Below are 12,369 nucleotides of genomic sequence, written 5' to 3'. Positions count from 1 at the left end.
TAAACTCTATCAAAACAGCTAGGTAATCTTATTGTCGAGGTTACCTAGCTAAGTTTTAATACTGTATAAATTATAATTTTTCCAAATAATTTTAAATTACAAGAGTTTTGCAAAAACTCCCGGAGGAGTATCATGTTTAAATTTACCACCACAAAGTCTCTGGCCCTACTTTGTGCCCTAGTTCTCACTACCTCAATCGCCCAAGCAGAAACCGTAACGGTGACCGGCCCTAACGATGTTAGCGATGAGGACCATACGCCGGTGCGCGTTGTCAAAGAATCGCCAAGCAACGAAACCACCTTCAGTCCCTTAACGCTGAAATATTACACCACAAACAATACAGCACAAGCTGTGGGACAGGCAACTTCGCAATTGGAGGCCCAATCAGCCGCCGACAGCAGTAAAACAGCTTCCGAATCTTTAACTGACAATGCGAATACTGACACAACAAACTCCAAAACAGCTGCAATAGGCACCTATAAGCCTTTCAAATTCAGCACGATACAAAATACCTCCAGTGTTTTCGAAGAAGCTCGTAAATATACTTTTGTAGACATTCCGGCCGACTACTGGGCTACCAAAGCCATTGCGGTCATGACGAATCAGCAGTTAATCTCCGGTTATAACGACAACACCTTCCGTCCCGAAAAACCGATCAGCCGTGAAGAAGTGGCCTCATTGTTCAGTAATTTAATCTCCGGGGAATCCTCCGTTATGCTCTCCAGCTCATTCAAAGACATCACGTCGGATCGTTGGTCCGCCAATGCCATCGAACGAGTGGCCCAGCTGAACATTATCAGCGGCTATGGTGATAATACCTATCGTCCGGAGCAGTTCATGTCTCGTCAAGAGTTTGCCGTCGTAGCCGATAACTACATTCACTACTTGGGCTATACCACCGACGACCAAGCCGCTATGGACGCCGTTCATTATAATGACCAGAAATTCATCGCCCCTTGGGCTCAAACGGCCGTTCGCGAACTGGTCGCCTTAGGTTTCCTTCATTACCAACCTCGTTTGTTGTTTAATCCGGAAAAATACATCACCCGCGCGGAAGCAACGGAAATCATGTATCGTGTTACCAACAGCAGTGCTGCCGTGGCCTTACGTGAAAAAATCCTACATCAACAGGTAGAGAATAAAATGCTCAACTTAATTGAGCAAACATTCGGTAAAGAATATGTATTCCGTACTCATGGCGCCATGTATTGGCAGGATAATAAACTCGTAGCCGCCTTAAAAAACGAAGAGGATGTTAAAAAATTAGGAGCCGCCCTTGCCTTCTCCAAAGACAGCGATTTACGTAGCAATGTACAAGTAACCACCGGTTCCATGACCGAAATCGAACTTGGTAAGCTGCAGACCGAAGCCGCTTATTTCTATAATCAGCAAGAACCGACCGGATCAATTCTTTCCGCCGTTCCTAACCAGAACGCATCGGGGTTGACGTTGGTTGTAGACAAGTTGAGTGCAGATAGCCAAAAGACTATGAACAAAAAATTCGGTTCCAAGGTTTCTATAACTCTTGCTGAGGACGAGCAATAACTCTCTATTCTGATAAGATGGGAACGCCTCACAGAATTATACAGCTCTACATTTGAGCGAGATTTATACAATAAAATACTTTATAACATGAAAAAGAACACCTACTCCCTTCCCCGGCTGACACGCAGCAAGGGGACCCCTTTGGAGTAGGTGTTCTTTTTCATTGTTTATATCATAGAGCGTTTACTGTACATCTTCTTGCTCAAATATCATAAGCACTATCATCGTGATTAGCGTTCCCATCCTTCCAGACCATATTACCTTTATTAACTCGCCCTCGGCAAGGGTTATCAGGACACCGGTAGTGCGATTACGCACAGCTCGAGCCAACTGCATCCGTTGACGTTCCCCCGTTGAAAGGGTAGAAGATGCACGATCTAAACTCAGATAGCCCAGCCCCAGATCTATGAGTCGTTTGGCCATCCCTTGAAAAGCCTCACAAATACTGTCTGCCATAGGTTTCATCGCTTTCGGCAAACTATCGGGAACGCCCTCTACCCACACTACCAAATCAGCCAATGTCATAGTACAGGCTTCATCCAGTGAAATATCCCGCAATTTCGGAGCACGAGCAGCAACAGAAAGACGCGTACCGTGGCACGTCGGGCATACTTCCTCTTTTAAGAACTTTTCTACCCGTTTCATGCCTTTTTCCTCCTTAACTTTTGCCAGTGCATTTTCAACGGTATACACAGCATTATAATAAGTAAAATCAAGCTCGCCCGCTTCATTCGAGTTCTTAGCCTTATAAAAAATATGCTTTTTCTCCGCCGGACCGTGGTAAACAATCTCCTTTTCTTCAGGCGTCAAGTCACGAAACGGCACATCGGTACGAACGCCCATTTCACGACACACATCAGTCATGAGCGACCACATAAGGCTGTTCCAAGGAGCCACAGCCCCCTCGTCAATAGTAAGAAATTCATTGGGCACCAAACTGGCCATATTTACGGTGCGAATACTGCCTGTACCGCCACACATTTCACAGGCACCTTGAGAGTTGAACGCCAGTTCTTCGGCGGACGGCGCGTAAAAATGTACGCCACATTCCGGACAAATCAGTTCTTTTTCTGCCGCAACGGCTAAAGTCGGTTTCAGATAATGACCGTTTGGGCATCGATGACTGGCAAGCCTTGAATACATCAAACGTCAACTGTTCAACAACTCTGTCCCCGTACCAAAAGTACTGCGAATACCGGGCACGCCCGGACGCTGATGGAGCGCCAACGCCGCCGGCACATATAACACCTCATCTACACTGGCTCTGGCTGCCTGCGTCATACGCCGGCGAGTATACGTAGATAATGCTTCCAGATAACGTCGCGAGCCTTCTGTGTACAAAACCCCCAGCGCCAACGAAGATTTTCCGGAACCGGATACACCCGCAATCCCGACAATCTTCCCCAACGGAATATCTACATCAATATTTTTAAGATTATGGACCCTGGCCCCGCGAACCTTCATCGTATCAATCATCATATTCACTCCAAACACCTAAAACTTTACTCTCTCTCACAAGCTATCCTTGTCCTCAGTATAGTAAAACCACCCGACAAAATCAATCACCCTAATCTCCCCCTCCTCGTCAAAAAATAAAAAGGCCTTATCTCCCCCAGCGGCTTTGCCTGTTTCGCAAACAGGTACTTTGGTGAGTGGCTTGTATGTAGTTCACAATATTGATAAAAGGAAACTCTTATCTTATAAAGAGATTTGGTCTGCTGCAGTTTAGCGGGTGTAAGATAAAGTTTAGCTATATTTAACAGTTAATTACATTAGAAGACGACACATATCTTATGAAGCGACTTTTGCTACGTGTAGCCAGGAGCAAATAAGATATGTGTCGCCTTCTATGCAATAAAATAAGGAACCCTTATCTTACACCCGTAAAACGGTGCAGCCATTTTGGCTTATATAAGATAAGAGTTCCCTTTTTTAATTATTGTAACCGGTCACTCACCAAAGCACCTGCCCTAAACGGCTTGGAGCCGGTAAGATAAGACCTTTTTATTTTTTACGCGCTACGCCCGTTTTCACGGCCACGTCGGCAACGGCTTTTGCCACAGCCAAAGGAACGCGTTCGTCGAACGCATCGGCTACAACATAGTCTTCACGAAGATCTTCGTCAGATACTAAATTAGCCAACGCATCGGCAGCAGCCAATTTCATTTCATCATTAATCTTGGATGCATGAACGTCGATGGCACCACGGAATAAACCGGGGAATACGTTAACGTTATTAATCTGGTTAGGAGCATCACTGCGACCGGTACCCATAACGCGTACGCCGCAAGCTTTCGCATCGTCATACATAGCTTCCGGATTAGGATTAGCCATAGCAAATACGATGGAGTCTTTAGCCAGGTTTTTCAAAATTTCAGGTGTGAAGGCACCTGCAGCGGAAACGCCGAGTAATACGTCAGCGCCTTTAGCCATTTCAGCCAATGTACCTGTTTTTTCTTCCTGACCCAACAATTTGATTAATTCAGCTTGTAAAGAGTCAAGACGTTTGTAGTTTTTGTTAAGTACGCCGGAGCTTACCATCAAGGTAATGTCGCGAGCGCCTGCCAAGTACAATAAACGAGCAATATTAGCACCGGCTGCACCGGCACCGTTTACAACGATTTTAACTTTGCTCAAATCTTTTTTTACAAAACGAAGAGCTGCTTTAACACCGGCTAAACATGCAATAGCTGTACCATGTTGGTCATCGTGGAATACCGGAATTTCGAGTTCTTCTTTCAAGCGATTTTCGATTTCATAGCATTTAGGAGACGAAATATCTTCTAAGTTAATACCAGCGAAGTTCTTTTGTAATAATTTAACAGTGCGGATAATTTCTTCCGTATCGTCACTGTCAATTACGATTGGCACGCAGTCTACATTACCGAAACGTTTGAAAAGTAAGGATTTACCTTCCATTACAGGCATTGCAGCGGCTGCGCCGATGTTACCGAGGCCAAGTACACGAGTCCCGTCCGATACAACTGCAACCATGTTACCGCGGCAAGTTAAGTCAAAGGACAATTCTTCATTGTCTTTTATGCGTAAGCATGGTTCAGCTACCCCCGGCGTATAAGCTACGGATAAATCGTGAGCATCCTTCAAAGGATATTTTGTGCCGGTTGTTAAAAAACCACCTAATTCCAATTTCTTTTGTACTGCTTCTTCGCGTACGTCCATGTTATTCCCCTCCTGTTATTAATGTTGACAGATTGTTGCCAAGCAAGTGCAGGCATTGTGAATTGCTACAAACGCCTCCTTTGCGACAGTCACCGTTACTGCTGTAAAGTTAGCAAGTTACCGATTACTGTTTTAAGGTTGGCAAGTTTCTGCCATAAAAAATTTCTGCCATTTCTTGTTTCAACAACTGATTGATATGTTTGCGTTCTTTTGGTGTCAAATCATCTTCGGTGATTCCGAAAAGGTAATTATTGATGTCATATTCTTTTAACATCATTTTTGTATGGAAAATGTTTTCCTGATACACATTTACATCAATCATGTTGTACAAGTTCTTGGTTTTTGCATCAATATAATTTTGGATTGAGTTGATGCGGTGATCAATATAAAGTTTTTTACCTTGTACATCACGTGTAAAGCCGCGTACTCGATAGTCAAGACTGATGATGTCCGAATCAAAACTGCCAATTAAGTAATTTAATGCTTTGAGTGGCGAGATTTGGCCGCAAGTGGACACGTCAATATCGGCACGGAATGTGCTGATACCGCGATACGGATGACTTTCCGGATAAGTATGAACTGTCAAATGGCTCTTATCCAAATGACAAACCACATCTTCCTTCTGAATTTCTTCTTCAGAAATCAAAATCGTCACGCTGGCGCCCTGCGGATCATAATCCTGCTTGGCAATGTTAAGTACGTTAGCTCCGATAATATGGGACACTTCTGTCAAAATATCCGTTAGCCGTTGTGCATTATACACTTCATCAATGTATTCAATATACTGCTGTTTTTCAGCTTCGGTACTCGTATAGCAAATATCATAAATGTTAAAACTCAATGTTTTCGTCAAGTTGTTAAAACCGTATAATTTCATCTTTTTAATCGGTTTCACGGATGTCTCCATAGTAGTCTGTACACCTTCCTCATTCAATACTTAATCCTATATTTTATTATATCGAAACTTTTCATAGCATTCAATACTTTCGATATTTTATTTTATAATAATCATGCAAAAATCTACTTGATAACCGGCGGTTCCCAAGGTTGTTCTTTCAGATAATAAAATCTCCCCGTGAAAAAACCATCCTCATAGGTCGCTACCGCAAACGTACCGCCCGATTTATCTCGTGCCAAAGACGGGCTGCCGGGATTGATAAACAGGCCGTGTCCGTCGCTATATTGGCAGTGATGATGACTATGTCCCGCCACACACAAGGTTGCCCCCATACTTTCCCCCAATGACAACACTTCCTGTATGCGATTATATGGCAAAAACTGATCCCCATGAGTCATATAGATATACGTATCCTTAAAAGGAATCAGCTGTTCACGCGGTTCCAACGGCCGTTCACGATCATTATTACCGCGCACCGCTATAACCGGCACATTCGTCAATTTGGCCATATAACGGGCATCATCACCATAATCACCGGCATGAAGCCACAATTCAATCGGCCAATCAGCGGTGGCTGCCAAAATTTCATCAATCTTGTTCAAGTAGCCATGAGTATCACTCAAAATACCCACATAGCTTATTGCCTCTGCGCTCATAGAGCCTCTCTTTCCAGTTTCTGTAATTATGCTTATCTTTACAGCCTAGCTTCTTATAGTGTTTTAACTATTCTGTTTTAACTATTCTATTTTAACTAATCTGTTTATTTTAATTGTTCCAATAATTTTTGTAAGGCCAAACCGCGATGACTGATGGCATTTTTATCGTCCATGGATAACTGTGCCATTGTTTTTTCAAACTGCGGCAAGTAAAAGTACGGATCATAGCCGAAGCCGCCGTTCCCTACAGCCTCTGTTTGAATCAAACCTTCGCAATAGCCGGTAGCCGTAAGTTCGCGACCGTCAGGATATGACAAAACCAATTCGCATACATAACGTGCAGTTCTTTTTTCAAAAGGAAAATCCTTAACGGCATCGATAAGTTTTTGATTATTAGCTTCATCATCGCACTGCGGACCGGCATAGCGTGCCGAATACACCCCGGGGGCACCGGCGAGCACATCAACCGCCAAACCGCTGTCATCCGCCAAGCATGGCAGACCACAGGCTTTCATATAATATTGTGCCTTAATACGTGCATTTTCCAAAAAAGTGGTGCCCGTTTCTTCCGGTTCTTCTACTTGTACCACATCACCGATACTGATGGCTTCGATACCGACTGTTGCCAGAACGGCTTTGAATTCACGCAATTTACCTTTATTATGAGTGGCTACAACGATTTTCATAAATAACTCCTACAAAGATTTCTCAATGTAATAACTTACAGCTTAATAACATACCTGTTAACATCTTCTGCAAAAAAATGCAATAAGAAATAGCATGCTGACTGCTACCTTGACAAATTCTAAATTATTAATTCTCAGGCTCCCGTGCCAATATATTTAGCCGCATCGCCAAGAGCTTCCTTCTGCGCCGTCATTAACGAATCGGTAGCTGATTCCGCCAAGTCCAACAATGTGTTAAGTTCAATACGGCTGAAAGTACCGTGTTCACCGGTTCCCTGTACTTCGATTAAATTGCCGGAACCGGTACGCACCACATTCATATCTACGATAGCCTGACTGTCTTCTTCATAGCACAAATCGGTAACGGCCCCTTCTTTACCGATGCCAACGGAAATAGCGGCACAGTAATCACGAATCGGATACATGCCTTCACCGTTATACATCGTATTTACTGCGTCAACCATAGCTACAAAAGCGCCGGTGATTGCCGCCGTACGGGTACCGCCGTCAGCCTGCAATACATCACAGTCAAGGGTGATAGTTTTTTCACCGAGTGCTTCAAGATCAACCACAGCACGTAATGCACGACCGATAAGGCGCTGAATTTCTACGGTACGCCCCGTCTGTTTGCCCTTCGCCGCTTCACGACTGTTACGAGTCTGTGTGGCACGAGGCAATAACGAATATTCCGCCGTTACCCAACCGCGGCCTTCGCCTTTCATAAAACGAGGTACTTTTTCTTCAATTGTGGCATTACAAAGTACTTTCGTATTACCGAATTCAATTAAAACCGAACCTTCTGCATATGCCGTAAAATGGCGTGTAATTTTAATAGGCCGTACAGCCTTTGGATTTCTTCCGTCAATTCTCATGTTTGTCACTCCTATTTCGTATTCAATTCTTATTATATCATATGTTAAAGCTCTCTTCTCATAGGATACGGCATAAGAATTCACGTTTTACCTTTGTCAAAATCAGCACTTACATCATCCTTACATTTAATCCTTCAACTCGATCAAGAAACCTGCTTTATTTTATATGTCTTCCTGCACATCCTTCATCGGATCAACTACTACATAGCGATCCGCATTCCCCGTTTTTTTAGCCGCCAGCGTGGCATCATAAGCATCCTTGCGACACTCTTCATCGGCCTGCCAAGGAATAAAAGTGGCATACACATGCTGTGAACCGAACGGACCGCCGTCGCTTCTGGAATCAATGCTCATATAACCGACCTTGTCCGGATAAAGACGAATCTTTTCATCCCGATATTCGGAGATACCCGTTTCATCATAATAAATCTGACGTCTATCTTGCCAAAAATCCCCGAGCCCCAACAAGGCATCAACTTGCATTTCATGACGGCGATGCCACTGGTCGGCCCATTTTCTGATAATATCATCAATACGACGTGTCACATCAGGCCGTTGACGATTACGATCTTCATCAAAAGCCGGTTCTACGACTTGACTGTAATCTAGGCCCGCCATAGAAAGCACAATCCCCGTATTTACATATGGCAAGGCTTCTTGCACAGAGTAACCACCTTCCAAAACGGCAATATCTGCTTTCAGGAGATCTGTAAGACGAGCATAACCTTTGGCCGTAACCATCATATTCGCCAACGGATCGCTGAAGTGATTATCTTGGCCGGCCGAATTAATGATAATCTCCGGTTTAAAATCATTAAGCATAGGCATTACCAAGTTCTGTAATACTTTGAGCATGCCTTCATCGCCCGTGCCCGGTGGCAATGGAATATTCACCGTAGCGCCCACAGCCTGAGGTCCGCCGTATTCATACATGAAACCGGTGCCCGGATATAGAGTACGACCGTCTTGATGAAATGAAATAAACAAGGTATCCGGATCATGGTAAAAAATATCTTGTGTCCCGTCACCGTGATGCACATCCGTATCTACGATAGCGATGCGACGCACGCCGTAATGGCGACGCAAATAAGCTATCATGATAGCTTCCACATTAACCGTACAAAAGCCGCGGATACCGTGCACCATTTTCATGGCGTGATGTCCCGGTGGCCGAACCAATGAAAAGGCGCGAGTTACTTCACCGCGCATAACCGCTTCAGCGGCAGCAATAGCCCCGCCAACCGATACGCGATGAGCTTCGGTCACCCATTTTTTAAGCGACGGGGCGCCTACATGAACACGTTCTATATCCTGCCACGAAGCGAGTAGCGGATTATATTCACGAATAGCCGGATGTTCCAAAAGACCTTCTTCCAAGAGTTGGTCACGCGTATATAACAAGCGTTCCTGCCGTTCCGGATGAGTCGGCGAAATCTTCCAGTCAAAGGCCGGGAAAAATACGAGGCCTAAAGTATTCTTATCGTACATATTCACTCACCCCCGGTTCCAATTGTGCTTTTACGGTAATTAAATGGTACATTGACTGCCAACATTCAATAATCGGCACATCTTCCACCGATATAATGTGACCTGACGGTGCATTGGTAAGTCCTAAATCTTCGGCCGCTTTTTGTAAAAATTCTAAAGCCAGTGCTTCGGTTTGAGCCGCCGTCTGCACCGCAGCCTGTTTTTGATGAATGCCCAATTCCGGCACTACCAACAGTCGTTTGGCCGTATCCACATGAACGGTAATCATCAGGGTTTCACGAGCTACCGCCGCACCTACAGCATTAGCTACCGGTGCATTTTGCGGGATTTGAACCGGCAAGCCTAAGCGTTCACTCACAAACGGGGCCAACGCTACTGCCGTACCGCCCACAGCTACCAGTTCTTCCGGTGTAAATAATTTCGGTTCTACAATATCACGCACCACATAAATAGGCAGTTTGTTTTCTCGTTGTACCGAAGCGGCAATACCTTCGGTTATAACATTGACTGCTTGCGCTACAATATCCTCCGCCAAAAATTTAACGGCATTACGTTCATCATCGTCCCCGGCTTTTTTATGAGCACACTTAACATATTGTGCCGGTGCCTTTTGCAACAATTCAGCCAGACCCTGCCAAGCTTTTTCAGTGTCACCGTAATCAGCTTTGCCTAACACGATTAATGCGTCACCTAACGTCGGTATGGTGCCGCCCAATACAAGCGACTGTCCGAGTCGATCAGGGCCGACCTGTAATTGACCGTTTTCATCAAAAGCAACGGCTGATTCGCCGCCGATACCGACCGAACTTACCGCAAAAGAACGAACCGCACTCGGATATTCCCGAATCATCGCACCGCCGCGTGCCATCATAGGCACACCATGTTGCCAGAGCGAAATATCCGTCGTTGTACCGCCCATATCAAGAGCTACCGTCATGGTTTCCGGCATAGACCGCAAGGCCGCCATCCCCAACACACTGGCTGCCGGCCCCGTAAAAGCTGTTTCAACAGGACTTGCTTTCATACGTTCTAACGGTAATGAACCGCCATCAGCTTTTAATATGTAAACAGGTGCCGTCAAACCGTAGCGGGCCAGAGCTGCTTTTACGGCCTCACTAAAGGACTCAAACGTTCCCAGTACAGCACTGTTAAAATAGGCACTCACCGTACGACGCGGAAAATTTAGCGAACCGCTCAATTCCGCCCCGGCCGATACCGTTTCATAACCGTCTGCCAATAATTCTTCTTTCAACGCTTGTTCCAAACCGGGGTTACGAACACTGAACTTAGCCGAAACGGCCGCCCTTGCATGACGTTTTTCACCGGGAATAGCGTCCAATTCACTCTGCTTTAAAGGAGCCGCCAAGGAGCCGCGATGGTCCGTATAACCGCTAAGTACAACCGGTTCTGCCGGCAACATAGGCCGAATATCCATGCCCGGCCCCGGCACGACATATAAATCGACCGGATCCACCTGATTCATTACCAGTGCATTCGTCACAATTGTCGTCGACAACGTCACGCGTGTCACTTCTGACGGATTAATGGCCGCAGCTACGCCGGCCAAAGCCGCTTCAATCCCCTCCATCAAATTCGGTTTGGTCGTTCTGCATTTATGACTTTTTAAAATTCGACCATCGGCTACGACTACCGCATCCGTGAACGTGCCGCCCACATCAAGGCCCACTAACATAGGAACAACTCCTTTCGCTCACTGTTTATTACTCAATTAAACTCCTTTTAACCATGTTTAACTTATATTTATTTTAAAGTATCCTACCGATTAAACGATTATTACAAACAAAAAGAGGCCCTAAGGCCTCCTATTTATTGTCGCTCCGAAATGGAGGCGAAATTTTTAATAATAACGATTGGCGTCATTTGATCATCATTACCAAACGGATTGTCAATCAAAATACGTGCAATGCGTTTCGGATCCATGCCGCGACTATGGCCAAGCACGGCAGCGCGTTTCAAGTCATTAACATCGGCTACAACCGCACCGTAACTGCCTGTACGCTGTACAATACGTTCTGCCACTTTATCCGCATCCTTCGGACCGTAAACGATATGTTTATCAAACGGCGGCATTGTCCCCGTTACATCATCGGTTAACGCGGCAGCACGCGAAATTTGATAAAATACACCGTCTTTACGGAATACTTTGGCGATGGCCCCCAAAATAAAAGCTCCGAATACTTTCCATTTGCCGTCAAGTTCCATAGCGGATTGCATGCCGTATACCGAACTCATAGAGCCTTCAGCCGGCACAAAACGGCATAGTAAACGAGCCTGCCAGGTCGGATGAAGTTCTTCCGGACGGGTAATGCGGCCCTGTGTGATTGCTACTACAGATTCAGCGACACACACAATATCTTCCGGACCGATATCTTGGCCGGCATAATGCATAATAGCTTCTACAATATCATCTCGATGGGTCAGTATACGAGTATGAACCGGTACTAATTCTAAATTTGCCATGGTTACCTACCTCCTACTGCCGCATAGCATGCTGTAATTCTTCAGCTGTCAAAATTAAACGATTTTTAGAAATATGCCAATCACTGCGTCCCACAACCTGGTACACAATGTCAATATTCATGTCGGGGAAACCTACAAGGTCTTTACGAATATTGCCGCTTTTAGCCGTCAAAATCAGGCGCAAACGAACAGTACCGCCTTGACGCGGTTCGATAATAACCGATTTCCAATAGCCGTCGTGACGTTCATCATTGGCATCGGTTGTCCAAGATGTAATCGATACGGCATCGAACTGTTCCTGCGGCAACAAATGGCGCGGATATAAATCCATAATCGTACCGTTTTGACGACCTTTATTGACAAACGGGATATCCGATACCAAGGTTACCTGATTAAAACTGATATCTTCTACTTCAAACGGCGTACGACGTTTTGGCAACATGACAATTTGTTCATTGCCCTGTTTCCAGGCAAAAATGCGAAATGCAACAAACAAGACGGCAACGATGAACACAATCGTTACTACTATGTTGACTAATGTGTAAAAATACATATCCATATAC

The 12,369-nt window shown here is 45.0% G+C and carries 12 protein-coding genes; 1 reads left to right on the top strand and 11 read right to left on the bottom strand.

Features of this window, described 5'->3' with window-relative positions:
- Positions 1–132: 132 nt before the first annotated feature.
- Positions 133–1,545, top strand: a complete 1,413-nt coding sequence (locus EO126_RS01090; protein WP_127007064.1) for an S-layer homology domain-containing protein — start codon at positions 133–135, stop codon at positions 1,543–1,545.
- A gap of 183 nt (positions 1,546–1,728) precedes the next feature.
- Here the strand turns inward: EO126_RS01090 and EO126_RS01085 are convergent, their stop codons facing one another.
- From EO126_RS01085 to EO126_RS01040, 11 genes are all read right to left on the bottom strand, one after another.
- Complete coding sequence (locus tag EO126_RS01085) at positions 1,729–2,688, bottom strand: excinuclease ABC subunit UvrA (protein ID WP_206168747.1); 960 nt, start codon at positions 2,686–2,688, stop codon at positions 1,729–1,731.
- Positions 2,689–2,694: 6 nt separating this feature from the next.
- Positions 2,695–3,024, bottom strand: coding sequence for an ATP-binding cassette domain-containing protein (locus EO126_RS10785; protein WP_006555578.1), 330 nt, complete (start codon positions 3,022–3,024; stop codon positions 2,695–2,697).
- A gap of 525 nt (positions 3,025–3,549) precedes the next feature.
- Positions 3,550–4,725 (bottom strand): NAD(P)-dependent malic enzyme, encoded by a 1,176-nt coding sequence (locus tag EO126_RS01080; protein ID WP_006555577.1) that lies wholly within the window; start codon positions 4,723–4,725, stop codon positions 3,550–3,552.
- A 124-nt stretch (positions 4,726–4,849) separates the two neighbouring features.
- Positions 4,850–5,632, bottom strand: a complete 783-nt coding sequence (gene speD, locus EO126_RS01075) for an adenosylmethionine decarboxylase (RefSeq protein WP_040770769.1) — start codon at positions 5,630–5,632, stop codon at positions 4,850–4,852.
- 113 nt (positions 5,633–5,745) lie between these two features.
- Complete coding sequence (locus tag EO126_RS01070; protein WP_127007136.1) at positions 5,746–6,264, bottom strand: metallophosphoesterase family protein; 519 nt, start codon at positions 6,262–6,264, stop codon at positions 5,746–5,748.
- A gap of 119 nt (positions 6,265–6,383) precedes the next feature.
- Positions 6,384–6,965: an XTP/dITP diphosphatase gene (locus tag EO126_RS01065; protein WP_006555574.1), complete on the bottom strand. Its 582-nt coding sequence runs from the start codon at positions 6,963–6,965 to the stop codon at positions 6,384–6,386.
- Positions 6,966–7,099: 134 nt separating this feature from the next.
- The gene (rph, locus tag EO126_RS01060) at positions 7,100–7,837 is read right to left on the bottom strand and encodes a ribonuclease PH (protein WP_006555573.1); all 738 of its coding nucleotides are present in this window, start codon (positions 7,835–7,837) and stop codon (positions 7,100–7,102) included.
- A gap of 162 nt (positions 7,838–7,999) precedes the next feature.
- Positions 8,000–9,325, bottom strand: coding sequence for a histone deacetylase family protein (locus tag EO126_RS01055; protein ID WP_006555572.1), 1,326 nt, complete (start codon positions 9,323–9,325; stop codon positions 8,000–8,002).
- The gene (locus EO126_RS01050) at positions 9,315–11,018 is read right to left on the bottom strand and encodes a hydantoinase/oxoprolinase family protein (RefSeq protein WP_127007062.1); all 1,704 of its coding nucleotides are present in this window, start codon (positions 11,016–11,018) and stop codon (positions 9,315–9,317) included. The genes EO126_RS01055 and EO126_RS01050 overlap by 11 nt, the downstream gene beginning before the upstream one ends.
- A 134-nt stretch (positions 11,019–11,152) precedes the next feature.
- Positions 11,153–11,806: a coenzyme F420-0:L-glutamate ligase gene (locus tag EO126_RS01045; RefSeq protein WP_006555570.1), complete on the bottom strand. Its 654-nt coding sequence runs from the start codon at positions 11,804–11,806 to the stop codon at positions 11,153–11,155.
- Positions 11,807–11,819: 13 nt separating this feature from the next.
- Positions 11,820–12,359 carry a hypothetical protein gene (locus EO126_RS01040; RefSeq protein ID WP_040770996.1) on the bottom strand — a complete coding sequence of 180 codons (540 nt, stop codon included), beginning with the start codon at positions 12,357–12,359 and terminating at the stop codon, positions 11,820–11,822.
- Positions 12,360–12,369 lie beyond the last annotated feature (10 nt).

The organism is Veillonella seminalis (assembly GCF_003992065.1).
Classification (GTDB): domain Bacteria; phylum Bacillota; class Negativicutes; order Veillonellales; family Veillonellaceae; genus Veillonella_A; species Veillonella_A seminalis.
The sequence above is the reverse complement of the archived record's forward strand: the minus strand, read 5'-3'. Positions and strand labels throughout refer to the sequence as shown.